This is a genomic window from Pseudonocardia sp. C8 (assembly GCF_014267175.1).
Classification (GTDB): domain Bacteria; phylum Actinomycetota; class Actinomycetes; order Mycobacteriales; family Pseudonocardiaceae; genus Pseudonocardia.
Genome location: NZ_JACMTR010000002.1, coordinates 475,438 through 495,035, shown reverse-complemented (window position 1 = coordinate 495,035; position 19,598 = coordinate 475,438). Strand labels below are relative to the sequence as shown.

Genomic DNA, 19,598 nt, shown 5'->3' with positions numbered 1-19,598 from the left:
TCCAGGTCGTATGGAATTCGGCATCGCGACGTTCGTGACCGACGAGGGCATCCGGCCCGGCCCGCTGGGCCGCGCGCTGGAGGAACGCGGGTTCGACTCGGTGTTCCTCGCCGAGCACTCCCACATCCCGACGAGCCGGGAGACGCCGTACCCGGGCGGCGGGGACATGCCCCGGGTCTACTACCGCACGCTCGACCCGTTCGTGGCGCTGACCGCGATGGCGGGGACGACGACCCGGCTGCTGCTCGGCACCGGCATCGCGCTGCTGCCCCAGCGTGACGTCATCCACACCGCGAAGCAGACCGCCAGCCTGGACCTGCTGTCGGAGGGGCGGCTGCTGTTCGGCGTCGGCGCGGGCTGGAACCGCGAGGAGATGCGCAACCACGGCGTCGACCCGCGGACCCGCGGCCCGCTGATGACCGAGCAGCTGCGCACGCTGAAGGAGCTGTGGACCCGGGACGAGGCCGAGTTCCACGGCGACCACCTCGACGTCGAGCGTTCCTTCTGCTGGCCCAAGCCGGTCCGCAGCCCGCACCCGCCGATCTACCTGGGCGGCGAGAGCGAGGCCGCGCTGAACCGGCTGGCCGAGGTCGGCGACGGCTGGTTGCCGCGCGGGCACACGTCGTTCGAGGAGATCCGGCGGGTGCGCGCGGACCTCGCCGACCGCGGGAAGCCGGACATCCCGACCACGGTCTTCGCCGCCCGGCCGGATCCGGAGACGGTCGCGGGCTACGCCGACGCCGGCGTCGAGCGGGTGACCTTCCTGCTCCCGACCCGCCCGGAGTCCGAGACCCTCGAGAAGCTCGACGAGTTCAGCCAGGTGGCCGAGAAGTTCCGCTGACCGCGCTCGCGACCAGGGCGGTGAGCGCCTCGGGGGCGTCGAGCTGGATCAGGTGCCCGGCCTCGGGGACCAGGTGCAGCTCGGCCCCCGGGATCGCCGCCGCGAGCCGGTGGGCCCGGTCCACCGGGATCCAGGTGTCCTCGGTGCCCCACACGATCCGCACGGGCAGGTCGAGCTCGCCGTAGCGAGGCTCGATCTCGTCGGTGAAGCGCTGGTCGGCCTGGGCGATCTGGCGGTAGAACGCCGCCTGCCCGGACTCCCCCAGCCACGGCCGGACGAGCACGTCCTCGTCGTCGGGCCGCAGGGGCCGGAACGCCGCCCCGCGGATGTAGGCCCGCACCAGCGCCTCGTGCAGCGGATCCGGGAGGGCCGCGAACGCCGCGGCGTTCTCCCGGACCAGCCGGAAGAACTCGGAGCCCCACGGGGCCAGCGCGACGACGTCGACGAGCGTCAGCGAGGCGTAGGCTGCCCCGTGCACCAGGTGCGCCCGCAGGGCGACGGCGCCACCGTAGTCGTGCGCGACGACGTGCGGCGGGTCGTCGAGGCGCCACCCGTCGAGCAGCGCCGCGAGCACCCGGCCCTGCACACCGAGCGAGACCTCCGCGCTCTTCGAGGACACGCCGTATCCCGGCATGTCCCAGAGCACCACCCGGTGCGACGACGCCAGCGCGGCCGCGATCGGTGCCCACAGCCGCGAGGACCACGGCGTCCCGTGACAGAAGACGACCGGCGGCCCCGACCCACACGCCGCCCAGCGGACCCGGTGGCCGTCGACGGAGAACTCCTCGTCCAGTTCCATGACCGGAGCCTGACACGGACCCCCGACACCCCGGGGCACGAACGTCGGCCGGCCCGTCGCCGTCCCCCGACGAACGGCGACGGAGCCGGCCGGCCCCCCGCGTCGCCGGCGACGCTCCCCAGCCCGCCGTGACGCGACTGCCACGCTATCCGGGCGCGGGCCCGTCCGAATCGGTCGAACTACTGATATCCGCCGCCGGCAGCGTCCTCCCGGAGTAGGAGATGCCCTAACCCTCGGCGCGTTCGGCCGCCTCGAGCCACTCGGCCTCGACCGACTCGCGCTCGGCGACGACGTCCTTGAGCTCCCGGTCGAGCTCGACCAGCCGGGAGGGGTCGGTCGCCGCCTCGGCCAGCTGGGCGTGCAGCTTCTCCTCGCGACTCGTGAGCTGGTCCATCCGCCGTTCGAGGCGCTGCGCCTCCTTGCGGGCGGCGCGCTGGGCGGCGGCGTCGACCTTCGGCGCGGCCGGCCCGGCCGTCGGCGTCCCGGTCGTGACCGGCGGAGCGACCCCGGCCCCCTGGCCCGCGGCGGCGCGGCGCTGCAGGTACTCGGGGATCCCGCCGGGCAGGTGGGTGAGCTTTCCGTCCCCGAACAGCGCGAGCACCTGGTCGCAGACCCGCTCGGTGAGGTACCGGTCGTGGCTGACGACGACGAGGGTGCCCGGCCAGCCGTCGAGCAGGTCCTCCAGGCCGGTGAGGGTGTCGACGTCGAGGTCGTTGGTCGGCTCGTCGAGCAGCAGCACGTTGGGCTCGTCCATCAGCAGCCGGGTGAGCTGCAGCCGGCGCCGCTCACCGCCGGACAGCCGCCCGACCGGGGTCCACTGCCGCGACGCGGGGAACCCGAGCCGCTCCAGCACCTGTGAGGCCGTCATCTCCTGCTTGCCGAACCGCACGTACTTGGCGACAGCCTCGGTCGCCTCCAGCACCCGCATCTCGGCGGGCAGGTCGACCAGCTCCTGGGTCAGCTGCGCCAGCTTCACCGTGCTGCCCTGCACCCGCCGGCCGCCGTCGAGCTCCCGCTCGCCGGACAGGCTGCGCAGCAGGGTCGTCTTGCCGGACCCGTTGACGCCGACGATGCCGACCCGGTCCCCCGGACCGAGCCGCCAGGTCACCCGGTCCAGCAGGGTGCGGCCGCCGACCACGGCGGTCGCGTCCTCCAGCTCCAGCACCGTGCGGCCGAGCCGGTTGGTCGCGAACTGCATCAGCTCGACGGTGTTGCGCGGGGCCGGGACGTCGGCGATCAGCGCCTCGGCGGCCTCGATCCGGTACCGCGGCTTCGACGTCCGCGCGGGCGGGCCGCGGCGCAGCCAGGCCAGCTCCTTGCGGGCGAGGTTGCGGCGGCGCTGCTCGGCGGCGTCGGCCTGGCGGGCGCGCTCGGCACGGGCGTAGACCCAGTCGGCGTAGCCGCCGAGGTAGGACTCGACGCGGCCGTTCGCGACCTCCCAGGTGCGGGTGCAGACGGTGTCGAGGAACCAGCGGTCGTGGGTGACGACGACGAGCGCGACACGCCGGTCCACCAGGTGCCGCGCCAGCCAGCTGATCCCCTCGACGTCGAGGTGGTTGGTGGGCTCGTCGAGCACGACCAGGTCGAGGTCCCCGACCAGCGCGGCGGCGAGCGCGACCCGCCGCTTCTCGCCGCCGGAGAGCCCGTCGGTCGGCCGGTCGAGTGCGGACTCGCTGACCGCCCCCGCTGCGCTGCGCGGCGCGACCCCCAGCCCGTCGAGGACGTCCCGGACCCGCGGGTCGGACGCCCACTCGTGGTCGGCGTCGTAGTGCCGCAGCACGATGTCGCGGACCGTGGAGCCGGCCGGGAACCGGTCGTGCTGGGACAGGTGGGCCATCCGCAGCCCGCCGACCCGGCTGATACGGCCGCCCTCGACCGGCCGCTCACCGGTGATCACGTCGAGCAGGGTGGTCTTGCCGCCGCCGTTCAGCCCGACGACGCCGATCCGGTCGCCGCGCTCGACACCGAGCGAGACGGCGTCGAGCAGCACGCGGGAGGCGTCACCGGGCACGTGCGCGGTGACGTTCTCGAGGTTGAGCAGGTTCTCGGCCATTCAGCGGGTCACATCCATCAGGCACGCGCCGGGGGCCAGGCGCCGGACCCGGTGGGCCCGCCGCGGTCCGGCGGTGGGTCGTTGTCGTCGATCACGCGGGCCCCGGCGACCGGGCCGTGCGCGACGCGGACGGTGCGGCAGACGCCCATCCCGGCCAGCTCGGTCGCGACCTCGACGGCCGAGTCGGCGTCCGCGCAGAGGAACGCGCAGGTCGGGCCGGAGCCGGACACCAGCCCGGCCAGTGCACCGGCGTTCACCCCGGCACGCAGGGTGCGGCGCAGGTCCGGTGCCATGGACACGGCGGCGGCCTGCAGGTCGTTGCCCAGGTTCAGGGCCAGCTGCCGGGGGTCGCCGCCGGCGAGCGCCTCCAGCACCGGTTCCACCGGCCGCTCGGTGATCTCGCCGTCGCCGCGGAGCCGGTCCAGCTCACCGAACACCGCCGGGGTGGACAGCCCGCCGCGGGCCAGCGCGATCACCCAGTGCAGCTTGTGCCGGGCCAGCACCGGGATGATCTGCTCGCCGCGGCCGGTGCCGAGCGCGGTGCCGCCGTGCAGCCCGAACGTGACGTCCGAGCCCAGCTCGGCGGCCAGCGCGGCCAGCTCGTCGCGGCCCAGCTCCATCCGCCACAGCGCGGCCAGCGCGACGAGTGCCCCGGCCGCGTCGGCGGAGCCGCCCGCCATCCCCCCTGCGACCGGGATGCCCTTGCGCAGGGTCACCCGGACGTCCGGCTCGCGGCCGGCCTTCCGCGCCAGCAGCTCGACGGCCCGCCAGGCCAGGTTCGTGGCGTCCAGCGGGACCTCGGCCACCCCGTCGCCGTGCACGTCCAGGGCCGGCGCCTCGGCGGGCTCCACGGACACCTCGTCGAACAGGCTGACGGCGTGGAACACGGTGACCAGGTCGTGGAAGCCGTCCGGCCGCACCCCGCCCACGGCGAGGTGCAGGTTGATCTTCGCGGGCACCCGGACGGTGACCGGTCGCGGCACGGCGGACAGCACCGTTCAACCCTACGGGCCCCGCGCCCGGATTCGCCGCCACCCGCCCGGTCGAGGTGGGCCGGTTCACCGGCGCGCCCGGCTCCTTCCGCCACGCCGGGCTCGCCCGCCGTCCGGTCCCCGCCGATCGTCGGGATGGGAGGCACGCATCCGCCCCCGGTCGGGTGCAACCGTGCAGATCGATCCCGGTGCCGCCTCCGAGATGCACGTTGCCGCCCTGCCCGGGGCCGTATCGCGAAGATCGACCCGGGCGTGGGGGCCGAGACGCACGATGCCGCCCTGCCACGGGCGACAACGTGCAGATCGACCCGGACACCGCGGCCGACACGCGGCCACCGTCCCACCGCCGGGCCACCGAACCCGGGTCATCCGCCGCGGACCGCCCCACCACCGGGCGGCGCCGCGCCCGCGCCCGCCGCGACCGCGGCCTCCCGCCGCGGCAGGAGGTGGCGCGGCGTGGCGAAGCACGCCACCGCGACCAGCCCGATCACCAGGACGGCCGCGGGCAGCAGCACCGACTGCGCCATCGCCGCCGCGAACGGCTCGCGGATCGCCCCGGGCAGCGGGCCGGACGCGGCGGCGGTCTCCGGGGAGCCCGATCCCCCGCGGGCCGCGCCGGGGACGAGCGCCGCGATCCGGGCCTCCATCAGCACGGCGATGCCCGCGCTGCCCAGCACCGCCCCGACCTGCCGGGTGGTGTTGTAGACCCCGGACCCGGACCCGGCGAGATCCATCGGCAGGTTCCGGGTGGCGCTGGTGGAGATCGGCGCCCACACGCACGAGTTCGAGACGCCGAGCAGCGCGATCGGCAGCAACAGCTGCCAGACCGGGGTGTCCGGGCCCATGACCAGCGCCAGCCACACCAGGCCGAGCACGAACGTCGTCATCCCGAAGCCGCCGATCAGCCGCGGATGGATCCGGTCGGTGAGCCGACCGGTCCACGGGGCCAGCCCGCCGGAGAGGATCGCCAGCGGGGCCAGCAGCAGCGCGGCCTCGGTCGGGGAGTACCCGCGCACGCTCTGCGCGTAGATCATCAGCGGGAAGCCCTGCGCGGTGATCGCGAAGCCGACCGTACAGATCGCGATGTTGGCCAGGGAGAAGTTGCGGTCCCGGAACAGGCGCAGCGCGACCAGCGGCTCGCCCCCGCGCCGACCCAGCACGGCCTGCCATCCCACGAACACCACGAGCACCAGGGCACCGGCGACGATCATCGCCCACACCGGCACCGGCCCGACGATCGGGCCCCAGCCGTACTTCTGGCCCTCCTGGATGCCGAAGACCAGCAGGAACATCCCGGTCGCCGAGAGCACGACGCCGACCAGGTCGAACCGGTGGACCGTGGTCGCCAGCGACGGCACCAGCCACCACACCGCGGCGAACGCGACGACCCCGAACGGCACGTTCACGAAGAAGATCCACTGCCAGCCGAGGCCGCCGACGAGCAGCCCGCCCAGGATCGGGCCGGCGAGCGTGGCGACGCCGGCGACCGCACCCCACAGGCTCATCGCGCGACCGCGTTGCGCCGCCGGGAACGTCCGCGTGATCACCGCCATCGTCTGCGGGGTCATCATCGCCGCGCCGAGCCCCTGGGCGACCCGGGCGAGGATCAGCATCCCGACCGACGCCGTGAGCCCGCACCACAGCGAGGCGAGGGTGAACACGGCGAGCCCGGCGAGGTAGACGTGCTTGGGCCCGAACCGGTCACCGAGACGGCCGGTGATGAGCAGGGGGACGGCGTACGCGAGCAGGTAGGCGCTGGTCACCCAGACCACGGAGTTGACGTCCGCGCCGAACGCCGCGAGCAGCGCGGGTGTCGCGACCGTGACGATCGTGGCGTCGACCAGGATCATGAAGAACCCGATGACCAGCGCCCACAACGCCGGCCACGGACTGGTCCCGTCCGCGCTGATCACTCGTTCCCTCGCCACCACCTCATGATGCCCGTGAGTGGTTCGGAGGGCCGGAGCCCTCCGAACCACTCACGAGCGCGCCAGCGCCACGGAGGCGAAGTCGGCGACCGAGAGCCGCTCGGCCCGCGAGGTGGGATCGACCCCGGCCGCGCGCAGCGCCGCCTCGGCCGCGCCCGGGGAGCCCGCCCAGCCGGCGAGTGCGCCGCGCAGTGACTTGCGGCGCTGCGCGAACGCCGCCTCGATCACCGCGAACGTCGCGGCCCGGTCCGCGCCGGCGGGCGGGTCGTGCCGGGTGAACGCGAGCAGCCCGGAGTCCACACCGGGAACCGGCCAGAACACGGCCCGCGGGACGGGGCCGGCGCGGCGGGCGTCGGCGTACCAGGCCAGCTTGGCGCTGGGCGCGCCGTACTCCTTCGAGCCGGGGCGGGCGGCGAGCCGGTCGGCGACCTCGGCCTGCACCATGACGAGCCCGCGTTCGATGCCGGGCAGCTCGGCGAGCAGGTGCAGCAACACGGGGACGGCCACGTTGTACGGCAGGTTCGCGACGATTGCCGTCGGCAGCGCCGACCCCGTCGACACCGCGGGCCGGGCCGGGAGGCCGTCGCCCGAGCCGGCCGCGAGATCGGCGGCGGTGACCCGCAGCGCGTCCGCCCCGGTGACCGTGAGCCGGCCGGCGAGCTCGGGTGCCCGGTCGGCGACGGTGTCCGGGAGCAGCCCGGCGAGCGTGGGGTCGATCTCGACCGCGTGCACCCGGGCGGCCACCGGGAGCAGGGCGAGGGTCAGCGAGCCGAGCCCGGGCCCGACCTCCAGCACGACGTCGTCGCTGCCGATGCCGGCCACCTTCACGATCCGGCGGACCGTGTTGGCGTCGTGCACGAAGTTCTGGCCGAGCTTCTTGGTGGGGCGCAGCCCCAGCCGGTCGGCCAGCGCCCGGACGTCCGCGGGGCCCAGCAGCCGGGCGGTGCCATGCTCGCTCACGGGCCCATTGTCCCCGCGCGACGCGGACGGGCCGGGACCGGAGGTCAGCTCAGGCCGAGCTTGCTGGAGCAGGACGGCCAGGCGCTGTAACCGCCGCGGTCGTCCTTGACCTTCTCGGCGACCGCGATCTGCTCCTCGCGGCTCGCCTGGTCGGCGGTCGGCGCGTACTGGTCGCCGCCGTAGGCCTGCCAGGTCTTCTTGTCGAACTGCAGGCCGCCCTGGTAGCCGTTGCCGGTGTTGGTCGACCAGTCGCCCCCGGACTCGCACTCGGCGAGCTTGTCCCAGGTGGCGGCGTTCGACACCGCCGGGGCGGCGGACTTCGGCTTCGTGGCCCGCTCGGGGGCGGCCTCCTCGACCTTCTTCTTGGTGCCGACCTTCACCACGCGCGGCTCGGCGGGGGTGTCCTGCCCGGCGGCGATCCGCTCGCGGGCGACCTCGCGGCCCTTGTCGTAGGTGACCCGCCAGATCACGCTGCGCTCGCCGGCGCGGCCCGGGTCGACGACGGTGCGGCTGCCCTCCTCGAGGGTCGGGTCCTGCACCTCCCGCTCCGGGACCGGGAGCTTCTGCGACTCGACGATCTGCGCGTCGACGATGTCCGCACCGTTGGTCGGGGCGGTCGTCGGCGCGGCGACCGGCGCGTACGACGCCGGCGACGAGTGCCGCTCGAGCGTCATCGACGCGGTGCCGAGCTCGGTCATGCTCGACGCCAGGCCGGTGGGCAGCGACCGGGTGTCCTGGTCGCCCTGCGGCGCCATCACGGCCACGGCGAGCCCGCCGGTCGGCACCGAGAACAGCGCGGCGGCGGCGACGGTGCGGACACCGGCCTTCGAACGGGCCGGGCCGGATCGGTGCCGGCCCTCGTAGCTGACGTACCCGGTCTCCGGGCCCGCGAGGCCGGCGGGCGCGCCGCCGGACGGGGGAAGGGGACGCGTGACGTCGTCGTCGGGGGCGTGACCAACGCTGCGCTCGAACATGACTTCCCGAGGGCTCGGCTGTCCGGGCAGGGGGCGTGACCTGCGGTGACGACGGCCGGCGCGGAGCCGGGGAGCGGAACCGTCGCTGGGGAGCGGACCGGCCGTCGTCCCGCGGGTCGGGGGAGCGACCCCATCCCGGCGGGTACGGCGAGGGACGTTAGCGGACCGTGACCCTCCGGAGGGGAACCGGGTCCGGGACTCGCGACGAGCGGCCCGTGATCGACGCCGAGCGTCACCGACCCGGCGGGCGGCGTCGACGGGCGGTGCTATGCGGCCGGGCCCGTCCGGAAGACCCGTTCGGCGTTGCGGCGTGCCGTCTCGGCGACACGTGCCTCCGGCTCCCCGCGCGTCGCGGCGATCCCGCGGACGGTCCACGGCAGCACGTACGGCTCCCCCGCCCGGCCCCGATGCGGGTGCGGGGTGAGGAACGGCGCATCCGTCTCCACCAGGTACTGCGCCTCCGGGACCAGGGCCGCGGCGGCCCGCAGCTCGTCGTTGCGCTTGAACGTGACCGGCCCGGCGAAGGACAGGACGTAGCCGGCCTCGACGCACTCGCGGGCCATCGCGGCGTCGCCGGAGAAGCAGTGGAAGACCACCGTCTCCGGGGCGCCCTCCTCGCGCAGGATCCGCAGGACGTCGTCGTGCGCGTCCCGGTCGTGGATCATCAGCGGTTTGCCGGTGCGCTTGGCGAGCCCGATGTGCCAGCGGAACGCCTCCTGCTGCGCCGCGGGCGGGCTGTGGTCCCAGTAGTAGTCCAGGCCGGTCTCCCCGACCGCGACGACCCGCTCGTCGCCGGCGAGCCGCTCGATCTCCGCGAGGTCGGCGGCGGTCACCGACGCCGTCCGGGTGGGGTGCAACGCGACCGCCGCCCACACCCGCGGGTCGGCGTGCGCGGCGCCGACCGCCCAGCGGGCCGCCGCCAGGTCGTCGGCGATCGTGACCGCCCCGGCGACGCCGGCCGCCGCCGCCCGGTCCATGGCCGCGGTGACGTCGGCGCCGGTCTCACAGCCGCACGCGTCGAGATGGGTGTGGCTGTCGAACGCGGGGGCCGCGAGCGGCTCCGGCAGGTCCGGGCGGGCGCGGCGGCCGTACACTCCGCCGTCCCCGCTCACCGGTCGATCGGGGCCCACTCGGGGCCCGTCTCCCCCAGCTCCGGCGCCAGCTTCGCGAAGATCGGCGTCGGCTTGGCCAGTGGCCGGCCGACCTCGATCGGGGTGGACCCCCAGTGTGCCTGCTCGGCCGCGTAGTCCCCGGTCAGCACCGGGTACGCGGGGCCGTCACCGAGGTCGGCGACCTCCGTGCGCTCCGGCTGCGCCGCCCACACCCCGGTGCCGCCGAGTGCCTCGTGCACCTTCTGCGCCGAGTGCGGCAGGAACGGGGTGAGCAGGGTGTTGGCGTCCTGCACGACCTGCAGCGCGGTGTGCAGGATCGTGTCCCGGCGGTCCGGGTCCTCCTTGCGCTTCCACGGCTCCTGGTCGGACAGGTACCGGTTGGCGGCGGTGACCACCCGCATCGCCTCGGTCGAGGCCTGCTTGAACCGGTTCCGGGCGAGCAGCCCGCCGACCGTGTCGAACCCGGCCTTGGCGTAGGCGAGCAGCTCGGCGTCGGCCTGGGCCGGGGCCTTCGGCTCCGGGACCGCGCCCACGTTCTTGTGCGCCATCGAGATGGACCGGTTGACCAGGTTGCCCCACTCGTTGGCCAGCTCGAAGTTGATCCGGCGGACGAACTCGTCCCAGGTGAAGTCGACGTCCTGGTTCTCCGGCCCGGCGACGGCGATGTGGTAGCGCAGCGCATCCGGCCCGAACTCCCGCAGGAAGTCGCCGACGTAGATCACGGTGCCGCGGCTGGTGGAGAACTTCGACCCGCTCATCGTCAGGTACTCCGACGACACGACCTCGCTGGGCAGGTCGAGCGTCCCGTAGGCGCCGGGCTCGCCGCCGCGGTCGCCCTGCCCGTTGTGCCCGAGCAGGATCGCCGGCCACATCACCGAGTGGAAGGTGATGTTGTCCTTGCCCATGAAGTAGTACGCCTGGGCGGCCGGGTCGGTCCACCACTGCTTCCAGGCGTCCGGGTCGGGCCCGCGGCGGGCCCACTCCACCGACGCGGACAGGTAGCCGATGACCGCGTCGAACCAGACGTAGATCTTCTTCATCGGGTTGTCCGACCAGCCGTCCAGCGGCACCGGGACGCCCCACTCGAGGTCCCGGGTGATCGCCCGCGGCTTGAGGTTCTCCACCAGGTTGGCGGAGAACCGCAGCACGTTCGGCCGCCAGTCGGTGCGGGTGGCCAGCCAGGAGCCGAGCGCGTCGGAGAACGCGGGCAGGTCGAGGAAGAAGTGCTCGGTCTCGACGAACTCGGGGACCTCGCCGTTGATCCGCGACCGCGGGTTGCGCAGGTCGGCCGGGTCGAGCTGGTTGCCGCAGTTGTCGCACTGGTCGCCGCGGGCGCCGTCGTAGCCGCAGATCGGGCAGGTGCCCTCGATGTAGCGGTCCGGCAGGGTGCGCCCGGTCGACGGGCTGATCGCGCCCAGCTGCGTCTTCGGGACGACGTAGCCGTTCTTGTACAGGGCCGTGAACAGGTGCTGCACGACCTCGTAGTGGTTCGTCGTCGTCGTGCGGGTGAACAGGTCGTAGGACAGGCCCAGGCCCTGCAGGTCCCGGGTGATCACGTCGTTGTACTTGTCCGCCAGCTGCCGCGGGGTCAGGCCCTCGGCGTCGGCCTGGACCTGGATGGGGGTGCCGTGCTCGTCGGTGCCGGAGACCATCAGCACCCGGTCCCCCACCATTCGCCGGTACCGGGCGAACACGTCGGAGGGCACACCGAAGCCGGAGACGTGGCCGATGTGCCGGGGACCGTTGGCGTAGGGCCACGCCACGGCGGTCAGCACGGCATTACTCATGCTCTCCAGCGTATTCACCGGCGCGAACGGGGCGCGCGGCGCCCGGTCCGGCGGCGGCCCGGGCCGGTGCCGCGCCGGATCTCACGGCAGCCCCCGGCGTACCGTTGCGGTGTGAACGTGGACGTGACACCGCTGCCCGGCATCGGGGTGCGCAAGGAGATCGAGCTGCGCAACGGGCGCCGGATCGGGGTCATCTCGCACCGGGACGGCCGGATCGAGCTGATCCTCTCGCGGGCGGACGATCCGGACGCGTGCGTCGCCGCGCTGCCGCTCACCGTCGAGGAGGCGGGCGCGCTGGCGAACCTCCTCGGGGCGCCGCAGCTGGTGAACCAGCTCAACGACGAGCACCGCGACCTCCCGGGCATCACCACCCGCAAGCTGCCGATCAAGCCGAACAGCCCCTACGACGGCCGCCCGCTCGGCGACACCGCGCTGCGGACCCGGACCCAGGTCTCGGTGGTCGCGGTGATGCGTGCCGGGCAGGTCCATCCCTCGCCGACACCGGACTTCGTCCTCGCGGGCGGCGACATCGTGATCGCCGTCGGCCTGGCCGACAAGCTGGAGCAGGCCGCCGACGTCCTGTCCCGTGGCTGAGCGGGACGGGACGGATCCTTGGACCACACCGCACTCGAACTGCTCGAGCTCGGCGCCGTCTTCTTCGGGCTCGGCCTGCTCGGCCGGCTGGCCCAGCGGATCGGGCTGTCCCCGATCCCGCTCTACCTGATCGGCGGGCTCGCCTTCGGCTCCGGCGGGATCATCCCGCTCGGCGACATCGGCGAGTTCACCTCGCTGGCCGGCGAGGTCGGCGTCGTCCTGCTGCTGTTGCTGCTCGGGCTGGAGTACACCGCGGCCGAGCTCGTCACCGGGCTGCGGCGGTCCTGGACCGCGGGCGTGCTCGACATCGTGCTCAACGCGAGCCCGGGCGTCGCGGTGGCGCTGATCCTGGGCTGGGGACCGGTCGGGGCGATGGTGCTCGGCGGCGTCACCTACATCTCGTCGTCCGGGATCGTCGCGAAGGTCCTGTCGGACCTGGGCCGGCTCGGCAACCGGGAGACCCCGGTGGTCCTGTCGGTGCTGGTGTTCGAGGACCTCGTGATGGCCCTCTACCTGCCGATCCTCACGGCGGTGCTGCTCGGCGTGACCCTGTGGGGCGGAGTCAGCGCGGTCGCGATCTCGCTGGCGGTGATCTCGGTGGTGCTGGTCGTGGCCCTGCGCTACGGCCGCTACGTGTCCGCGATCGTCGACTCCGACGACCGCGAGGTGTTCCTGCTCAAGGTGCTCGGCGCCGCGCTGCTGGTGGCCGGGTTCGCCCAGGCGATGCAGGTGTCGGCGGCGGTCGGCGCGTTCCTGCTCGGCATCGCGATCTCCGGGTCGACCGCGGAGAACGCGACGAAGCTGCTGGAACCGCTGCGGGACCTGTTCGCCGCGGTGTTCTTCGTGGTGTTCGGGCTGTCCACGGACCCGCGGGCGATCCCGCCGGTGCTCGGGTGGGCGCTGGTGCTGGCCGTGGCGACCACCCTGACGAAGATCGCGACCGGTTGGTGGGCGGCCCGGCGGGCCCGGATCGGCCGGATGGGCCGGGCCCGGGCCGGTGCGGCGCTGGTCGCGCGGGGCGAGTTCTCGATCGTGATCGCCGGGCTGGCGGTGGGGTACGCGGCCGTCCCCGCCGAGCTGTCCGCGCTGGCCACGGCCTACGTGCTGATCATGGCGGTGCTCGGGCCGATCGCGGCCCGCTGCGCCGAGCCGGTCATGCGGGCGGTCCCGGTCCGCGCCCCGGCCGTGGCCTGACCGGCGCCCGGCTAGTGCCGGGCGGCGAGGGTCGCGTTGTAGAGCTCGCGTTTCGGCACCCCGGCGGCCTCGGCGACCGCGGCGACCGCGTCCTTGAGCCGCTCGCCGTCCTCGGTGCGTTCCCGCACGGCCTCGACCAGGCTCTCCACCGGCGGCGCCCCGCGCGCCTCGGCTCCGGCGAGCACGACCGTCACCTCGCCGAGCACGTCCCCGCCTGCGGCCCACTCGTGGACCGACGCCAGGGTGCCCCGCACGACCTGCTCGTGGGTCTTGGTCAGCTCCCGGCACACCGCCGCCGGCCGGTCGGGGCCCAGCACCGCGACGGCGTCGGCGAGGGTGTCCGCGGTCCGCCGCGGCGACTCGAAGAACACCACGGCGCGCCGCTCGTCGCGCAGCGTCTCCAGCCAGCGCCGCCGCTCGCCGGAGCGGCGCGGCGGGAACCCGTCGAAGCAGAACCGCTCGCAGGGCAGGCCGGACAGCACCAGCGCCGTCGTCACCGCGGACGGGCCGGGGGCGCAGGTCACCGGCAGGCCCGCCGCGGCGGCCGCGGCGACCAGCCGGTAGCCGGGGTCGGACACGGCCGGCATCCCCGCGTCCGACACCACCAGCACGGTCGCCCCGTCCCGGACGGCGTCGAGCAGCCCGGGCAGCCGCTCGGCCTCGACGGCGTCGTAGTGGCTGACGATCCGGCCGGTCCAGGTGACGTCCAGGGCGGACGCGAGGTTCCGGAACCGGCGGGTGTCCTCGGCCGCGATGACGTCCGCGGCGCCGATCAGCTCGCGCAGCCGGGGTGAGGCGTCCCGCGGGTCCCCGAGCGGGGTGGCGGCGAGGACGAGAACACCGGGAGCGGGCGACACACCGGCCAGCCTACGATCGCCGGTGATGGCCACCTCGACCGCCGACCCCGGCAGCCGGGTCGCCGGGGCCGCCCCGGAACCGGGCCTGACCCCCGTGGGCACCCCGCCGCCGTTGCGGCGCGCCGATCCCGGACCGGTGGCGGGGCTCGGCGTCCCGCCGCCGTCCGACCGGCTGCGCGGCTGGTGGGTGACGGCCGGGGTCGTGCTGATCGCGGTGCTGCTGCGGTTCTACGACCTGGGCGAGCCGACCGACCGGGGCACGCCGGTGTTCGACGAGAAGCACTACGTGCCGCAGGCCTGGGAGATGGTCCGCAACGGCGGCGTCGAGAACAACCCGGGCTACGAGAAGATCGTCCATCCGCCGCTGGCGAAGCAGCTGATCGCACTGGGCCAGCTGGTGTTCGGCTACGACGGCGTCGGCTGGCGGGCGGCGGCCGCGCTGGCCGGGGTGGTCACGGTGCTGCTCGTGGTGCGGGCCGGGCGCCGCCTCACCCGCTCGACCGCGCTCGGCGGGCTCGCCGGGCTGCTGCTGTGCGCCGACGGGCTCTCGCACGTGCAGTCCCGGCTGGGGATGCTCGACGCGTTCTCGGCCGTCTTCGTGGTGGCCGCGTTCGCCGCGCTGCTCTGCGACCGCGACGACGTCCGGGCCCGGATGGCCCGGGTGGTCGCCGAGGACCGGGTCGGCGACACCCCGTTCGGGCCGCGCTGGGGGGTGCGCTGGTGGCGGCTGACGGCCGGGGTCTGCCTGGGCCTCGCCTGCGCGGTGAAGTGGAACGGCGCGTACTACGTGGCCGCGTTCGGGCTGCTCTGCGTGCTGTGGGACGTCGCGCTGCGCCGCCGCGCCGGGGTGGCGCGGCCGTGGGCGGGGACCGTCGTCCGGGATCTGGCGCCGGCGCTGTGGGCACTGGCCCTGGTCCCGATGCTGACCTACGTCGCGTCCTGGTGGGCATGGTTCGGCAGCGAGAACGCCGTCGACCGCTACCAGGTCGGCCGGGAGATCGGGACCGGCGGGGCGTTCTCGTGGCTGCCGGACGCGGTGCGGTCGCTGTGGTACTACCACGGCCGCGCGCTGGCGTTCCACGAGAACCTGACGACGTCCTCGGCCGGGGCGCACCCGTGGGAGTCGAAGCCGTGGACGTGGCCGATGGGGCTGCGCCCGATGCTCTACCGCTACTCGGACTCCGCGACCGGCTGCGGGGAGTCCGACTGCGTGTCGGCGGTGATGCTCGTCGGCACCCCGGCGCTGTGGTGGGCGTCGGTCCCGGTGCTGGCCTGGGGCCTGTGGCGGGCGGTGACCCGCACCGACTGGCGCTGGGCCGCGGTGCTGGTCGGCTACGGCGCCGGTTTCCTGCCGTGGTTCGCCAACCTGGACCGGCAGATGTACTTCTTCTACATGATGCCGGTGGCGCCGTTCCTGGTGCTGGCGGTCGTGCTGGTGATGGGCCAGCTGCTGGGGCACGCCGGGCTGCCCGAGCGGCGACGGCGGATCGGCCTGCTGGTCGTGTCCGGGTGGGTGGCGCTGATCGGGGTCAACTTCATCTGGCTGTGGCCGATCCTGGTCGGTGACCCGATCACGGAGGCGCACTGGCACGCCCAGCTCTGGCTGCCGTCATGGCGCTGACCGCGGTCGACGCCGCCGTCGTCGGGTCGGGCCCGAATGGCCTCGCCGCGGCGATCACCCTGGCCCGGGCCGGGCTCGGCGTGCGGGTGTACGAGGCCGCGGACGTCCCGGGTGGCGGGTTGCGCAGCGAGGTCCGCGACGGGTTCACCCACGACATCTGCTCGACGGTGCAGGCGCTGGCGATGGTGTCGCCGTTCTTCCGGACCCTCGACCTGGACGCGCTCGGGGTCCGCATGCGGTACCCGGAGATCGCGTTCGCGCACCCGCTGGACGGCGGGCGGGCCGCGCTGGCGCACCGCTCGGTGCAGACGACGGCGGCCGGGCTGCCCGGCCCCGACGGCCGCGCCTGGCGGCGGCTGCTCGGACCGGTCACCGCCCACCACGAGCAGCTGTGGCCGGAGATGCTCGGCGACCTGCGCCGCCTGCCGCGCCACCCGGTGACGCTGGCCCGGTTCGGCCTGCCCGGCGCGCTGCCGGTCCGGACGCTGGCCCGTGCCGCGTTCGCCTCCGAGGAGGCTCGCGCGCTGCTCGCCGGGGCGGGCGCGCACGCGATCCGCCGGCTCGACGCGCCGCTGACCTCGGCGTTCGCCCTGGCGCTGGTGGTCGCGGCGCACGCGGCCGACTGGCCGGTCGTCGAGGGCGGGTCGGGGATGCTGGCCGGCGCGCTGGTCCGCGAGCTGGAGCGGCTCGGCGGCACCGTGGAGACCGGGCACCGGATCGGCACGCTCGACGCGCTGCCGCCGCGCCGGCTCACCCTGCTCGACGTCACCCCGCGCCAGCTCCGGGCGATGGCCCCGCTGCCCGCCCGGTACGCCCGCGCGCTGGCCCGGCACCGGTACGGCCCCGGGGTCTGCAAGGTCGACTACGAGCTGTCCGGCCCGGTGCCGTGGACGAACCCGGACTGCCGCCGGGCCGGGACCCTGCACCTGGGCGGCACGCTCGACGAGATCGCCCGCTCCGAGGCCGACGCCGAGGCCGGCCGGCATCCGGCGGCGCCGTACGTCCTCGCCGTCCAGTCGTCGGTGTTCGACCCGACCCGGGCGCCGTCCGGGCGGCACACACTGTGGACGTACTGCCACGTGCCGAACGGGTCGGACCGGGACATGAGCCCGGCGATCGAGCAGCAGGTCGAGCGGTTCGCGCCCGGCTTCCGTGACCTGGTGCAACGCCGGATCGTCCGCACCGCGACAGATATTCATCGCTACGACGAGAACTACGTCGGCGGGGCCATCAACGGCGCGATGGCCGGGATCTTCTCCGCGGTGCTCGGCCCGGTGCCGCGCTGGTCGCGCTACGCCACCCCGCTGCCGGGGACCTACCTGTGCTCGGCGTCGACCGCGCCCGGCGGCGGGGTGCACGGCATGTCCGGGCACCTGGCCGCGTGCGAGGCGCTGGCTCGGCTGAACAGGTGATCTGCGGGCCGGTGCGGAACCGCGGCCGGGCCGGCGGCGACCACTCCCCCGTGCGCACCGCTCTCCCCACGATCCGCCGCGTCACCGTCGTCCTGCTCGCCGGTGCGGCCGCGTTGCTGCTCGGCGCCGCCCCCGCGTGGGCGCACACCGAGCTGGAGTCCAGCACCCCGGCCGCGGACTCCGCCGTCGCGCAGGCCCCGGCCGAGGTGACCCTCACGTTCTCCGAGGAGATCCCGGCCGACCGGGCGGAGGTGACGGTGACCGGCCCGGACGCCGCCGCCTACGCCGCAGGGCCCGACACCGGGCAGGGGAAGACGCTGACCGTCCCGCTGCGGCCGCTCGGTCCCGCCGGCACCTACACGGTGGCGTACCGGGTCGTCTCGGAGGACGGTCATCCGGTCTCCGGCACCGTGCCGTTCACGCTGACCGCCCCGGGTCCCGGTGCGGCCGCGCCCGGCGGTGCCGCTGCGCCCGGGGGTGCCGCCGGGCACGAGGGGTCTGCCGGGCACCACGGCGCCGGTGGGCACGGGGGTTCCGCCGGACACGGGCACGCCGGCCCGCCTGCGCCTGCGGCGGCGACCGAGGCTCCGGTCGCGGGCACCGCGAGCGAGGGTGGCGCACCGGTGTGGCCGTGGCTGGTGGCCGCCGTCGTCGTGGCGGGTGCCGGGGCGGCGGTGGCGCTGCGCCGGGCGAGGCGCTGAACCGGGCTCGGGTGCCGGGCGAGGAGGAGCCACCACCGCGCGGATCGCCCCCCGCGGGCGGATCGGCGGCGCGGGAACGGGGCGCACGCGGACCGCGCGCCCGGGAACCGGGCGGAGACGTGCCGGGCGCGCGGGAACAGCGCGCGCCCGAACCCGCACCCGCGGCCGAACCTGCATCCGGCGCGGCCGCCCTCGGCGAAGCCGCAGCCCGGGAGCCGGCGCCCGCCCCCGCCGCCTGGGCCGCGGTCGTCGTGGGCGCCGCCCTCGTCACCGCCGCACTCGCCGGTGGGATCGGCCCGGCCGGCGTCCCCCTGGATCTCGCCCGCACCCTGGTCCGGGCCATGGCCGACCTCGCGGTCGTCACCGTCGCCGGGGCCGCGCTGGCCGCCGTCCTCGCGCCCGGCCGGGTCCCCGGCGCGGACCGGGTGCTGGCCGCCGCCGCGCCGGCCTGGTTCGCCGTGCTGCTCGTCGAGGCGACCGTGCGCGGCGCCGTCCTCACCGGCGGGCCGCTCACGTCCGTGCGGGTCGCCGACGTCGCCGGCTACCTCACCGGGTTCCGGGCCGGCGCCGGGTTGCTGCTGGCCGGGGTCGCGGTGCTGCTGCTCACCGGCGCCGTCGCCGGCCGGCCCGCGCGGCCCGGACAGGGCAGCGGACCGCCGGTGCTCGTGCTCGTCCTCGCGGTGTCGGCGGCCGCCGCACCGGCCGCCGCGGGGCACGCGGCAGCGTCGGCGCGGGCGGCGCTCGCCGTCCCCGGGGTCGTGGCCCACGTGGCGGCGGCGCTGCTGTGGGTCGGCGGGCTCGGCGCGATGCTCGTGCTCGCCCGGGACCGCGCGGTCCTCGCCACCGCGCTGCCACGGTTCTCCCGGCTCGCCGGGTGGAGCGTCGCGGTCCTGACCCTGTCCGGGCTGGTCGCCGCCACCGCACGGATCGCCGCCCCGGCCGACCTGCTCACCCCGTACGGCGGTGTGCTGGCGGCGAAGGTCGCGCTGCTGGCCGGGGCGGCCGCGCTGGGCGGCCTCACCCGGCGACGGCTGCGGGCCGGCCGGCTGCCGCTGCTCGCGTGGGCGGCGGCGGAGATCCTGGTGCTCGCCGCCGCGATCGGAGTGGCGGCCACGCTCACCCACACCGGCTAAGGGACCGTGCGGGCGGTCCCGGACCCGAAGCCCAGCCAGGTGTGCCGGTTGTTCCACCAGCACCAGCCGACCTTGGGCGCGTCCCGCCGGTCGCGGCCGTCCCGCCCGGTGCCGTTGGAGATCCACACGGCCGGGGTGCGGGCGTCGAACCGGCCGTTCGGCCGGCGCAGCCGGGACCCGGTCGTCATGAAGCAGCGGTTGCGCTCCAGGACCTCCGGAACCTGCAGCACCCACTGCACACCCTCGGTGAGCAGCATCGGCACCCGCCCGCGGCCGGCGAGCTCGACCTCCGCCTCGGCCGGCGAGGCGTTCAGCAGGTCGTCGCCACGGTCGGGCTGCTCCAGCAGCCACACCGGGGCGTCCGGGACGTCAGCGACCGGGGCGAAGTCGTCGACGTCGGTCATGTCCTCGACGACGAACCCCGGCCGGTCCCCGCGGCGCAGCAGCGGGGCGAGCGCGGACGGCGCCGCCCCGGCGACGACCAGCAGGCCGGGCCGGTCGGGCAGCGCGGCGGCTTCCTTGCGCAGGACGTCCGGCTCGAGCGGGCCGGTGGCGCCCAGGTCGATCAGTCGCTCGGCCTGGGCGGGGACGGGCGGGAGGGTGGGAAGAGGCACCCTTCGACCGTACACCGTACGGTGTA

17 protein-coding genes are annotated in these 19,598 nt (G+C 75.4%); 7 read left to right on the top strand and 10 right to left on the bottom strand.

What is annotated here, in order from left to right:
• Positions 1 to 10 precede the first annotated feature (10 nt).
• A complete protein-coding gene (locus H7X46_RS03025; RefSeq protein ID WP_186357941.1) occupies positions 11 to 841 on the top strand; it encodes an LLM class F420-dependent oxidoreductase in 831 nt (276 codons plus the stop codon).
• Here H7X46_RS03025 and H7X46_RS03020 read toward each other — a convergent pair.
• From H7X46_RS03020 to metG, 8 genes are all read right to left on the bottom strand, one after another.
• Positions 813 to 1,640, bottom strand: coding sequence for an alpha/beta fold hydrolase (locus tag H7X46_RS03020; RefSeq protein ID WP_186357940.1), 828 nt, complete (start codon positions 1,638 to 1,640; stop codon positions 813 to 815). The genes H7X46_RS03025 and H7X46_RS03020 overlap by 29 nt on opposite strands.
• A 226-nt stretch (positions 1,641 to 1,866) precedes the next feature.
• Positions 1,867 to 3,693 carry an ABC-F family ATP-binding cassette domain-containing protein gene (locus H7X46_RS03015; protein ID WP_186357939.1) on the bottom strand — a complete coding sequence of 609 codons (1,827 nt, stop codon included), beginning with the start codon at positions 3,691 to 3,693 and terminating at the stop codon, positions 1,867 to 1,869.
• Between the two features lie 17 nt (positions 3,694 to 3,710).
• Positions 3,711 to 4,688, bottom strand: coding sequence for a 4-(cytidine 5'-diphospho)-2-C-methyl-D-erythritol kinase (locus H7X46_RS03010; RefSeq protein WP_186357938.1), 978 nt, complete (start codon positions 4,686 to 4,688; stop codon positions 3,711 to 3,713).
• 362 nt (positions 4,689 to 5,050) lie between these two features.
• Positions 5,051 to 6,613 (bottom strand): DHA2 family efflux MFS transporter permease subunit, encoded by a 1,563-nt coding sequence (locus H7X46_RS03005; protein WP_370588582.1) that lies wholly within the window; start codon positions 6,611 to 6,613, stop codon positions 5,051 to 5,053.
• 51 nt (positions 6,614 to 6,664) lie between these two features.
• Positions 6,665 to 7,573 (bottom strand): 16S rRNA (adenine(1518)-N(6)/adenine(1519)-N(6))-dimethyltransferase RsmA, encoded by a 909-nt coding sequence (gene rsmA, locus H7X46_RS03000; protein ID WP_186357937.1) that lies wholly within the window; start codon positions 7,571 to 7,573, stop codon positions 6,665 to 6,667.
• Between the two features lie 44 nt (positions 7,574 to 7,617).
• Entirely contained in the window at positions 7,618 to 8,547 is a 930-nt protein-coding gene (locus H7X46_RS30340) for a resuscitation-promoting factor (protein ID WP_222131180.1), read from the bottom strand.
• 266 nt (positions 8,548 to 8,813) lie between these two features.
• The gene (locus H7X46_RS02990; protein WP_186362408.1) at positions 8,814 to 9,641 is read right to left on the bottom strand and encodes a TatD family hydrolase; all 828 of its coding nucleotides are present in this window, start codon (positions 9,639 to 9,641) and stop codon (positions 8,814 to 8,816) included.
• 14 nt (positions 9,642 to 9,655) lie between these two features.
• Positions 9,656 to 11,446, bottom strand: a complete 1,791-nt coding sequence (metG, locus tag H7X46_RS02985) for a methionine--tRNA ligase (RefSeq protein ID WP_186357936.1) — start codon at positions 11,444 to 11,446, stop codon at positions 9,656 to 9,658.
• Between the two features lie 111 nt (positions 11,447 to 11,557).
• On the opposite strand from metG, the gene H7X46_RS02980 reads away from it, so the two are divergent.
• Complete coding sequence (locus H7X46_RS02980; RefSeq protein WP_186357935.1) at positions 11,558 to 12,040, top strand: cation:proton antiporter regulatory subunit; 483 nt, start codon at positions 11,558 to 11,560, stop codon at positions 12,038 to 12,040.
• Between the two features lie 18 nt (positions 12,041 to 12,058).
• Positions 12,059 to 13,234, top strand: coding sequence for a cation:proton antiporter (locus H7X46_RS02975; RefSeq protein WP_186357934.1), 1,176 nt, complete (start codon positions 12,059 to 12,061; stop codon positions 13,232 to 13,234).
• Between the two features lie 11 nt (positions 13,235 to 13,245).
• Here H7X46_RS02975 and rsmI read toward each other — a convergent pair whose 3' ends face one another.
• On the bottom strand, positions 13,246 to 14,100 hold the full coding sequence (gene rsmI, locus H7X46_RS02970) for a 16S rRNA (cytidine(1402)-2'-O)-methyltransferase (RefSeq protein WP_255426297.1): 855 nt from the start codon (positions 14,098 to 14,100) through the stop codon (positions 13,246 to 13,248).
• Positions 14,101 to 14,116: 16 nt separating this feature from the next.
• Here rsmI and H7X46_RS02965 point away from each other — a divergent pair, with 16 nt between their 5' ends.
• The 4 genes from H7X46_RS02965 (at position 14,117) to H7X46_RS30495 (ending at position 18,958) form a co-directional block, all read left to right on the top strand.
• A complete protein-coding gene (locus tag H7X46_RS02965; protein WP_186357932.1) occupies positions 14,117 to 15,712 on the top strand; it encodes a dolichyl-phosphate-mannose--protein mannosyltransferase in 1,596 nt (531 codons plus the stop codon).
• Positions 15,703 to 17,124: an NAD(P)/FAD-dependent oxidoreductase gene (locus H7X46_RS02960; protein ID WP_186357931.1), complete on the top strand. Its 1,422-nt coding sequence runs from the start codon at positions 15,703 to 15,705 to the stop codon at positions 17,122 to 17,124. The genes H7X46_RS02965 and H7X46_RS02960 overlap by 10 nt, the downstream gene beginning before the upstream one ends.
• 50 nt (positions 17,125 to 17,174) lie before the next feature.
• Complete coding sequence (locus tag H7X46_RS02955) at positions 17,175 to 17,825, top strand: copper resistance protein CopC (protein ID WP_370588581.1); 651 nt, start codon at positions 17,175 to 17,177, stop codon at positions 17,823 to 17,825.
• Between the two features lie 119 nt (positions 17,826 to 17,944).
• The gene (locus H7X46_RS30495; RefSeq protein WP_186357930.1) at positions 17,945 to 18,958 is read left to right on the top strand and encodes a CopD family protein; all 1,014 of its coding nucleotides are present in this window, start codon (positions 17,945 to 17,947) and stop codon (positions 18,956 to 18,958) included.
• Here H7X46_RS30495 and H7X46_RS02945 read toward each other — a convergent pair.
• Positions 18,955 to 19,572, bottom strand: coding sequence for a DUF5701 family protein (locus H7X46_RS02945; protein WP_186357929.1), 618 nt, complete (start codon positions 19,570 to 19,572; stop codon positions 18,955 to 18,957). The two genes, H7X46_RS30495 and H7X46_RS02945, sit on opposite strands and share 4 nt — an antisense overlap.
• Positions 19,573 to 19,598: the final 26 nt, after the last annotated feature.

Excerpts from the sequence above, each read along its gene's own strand:
- H7X46_RS03025 (WP_186357941.1), top strand. The coding sequence starts at position 11 with ATGGAATTCGGCATCGCGACGTTCGTGACCGACGAGGGCATCCGGCCC.
- H7X46_RS03020 (WP_186357940.1), bottom strand. The coding sequence starts at position 1,640 with ATGGAACTGGACGAGGAGTTCTCCGTCGACGGCCACCGGGTCCGCTGG.
- H7X46_RS03015 (WP_186357939.1), bottom strand. The coding sequence starts at position 3,693 with ATGGCCGAGAACCTGCTCAACCTCGAGAACGTCACCGCGCACGTGCCC.
- H7X46_RS30340 (WP_222131180.1), bottom strand. The coding sequence starts at position 8,547 with ATGTTCGAGCGCAGCGTTGGTCACGCCCCCGACGACGACGTCACGCGT.
- metG (WP_186357936.1), bottom strand. The coding sequence starts at position 11,446 with ATGAGTAATGCCGTGCTGACCGCCGTGGCGTGGCCCTACGCCAACGGT.
- H7X46_RS02965 (WP_186357932.1), top strand. The coding sequence starts at position 14,117 with ATGGCCACCTCGACCGCCGACCCCGGCAGCCGGGTCGCCGGGGCCGCC.
- H7X46_RS02960 (WP_186357931.1), top strand. The coding sequence starts at position 15,703 with ATGGCGCTGACCGCGGTCGACGCCGCCGTCGTCGGGTCGGGCCCGAAT.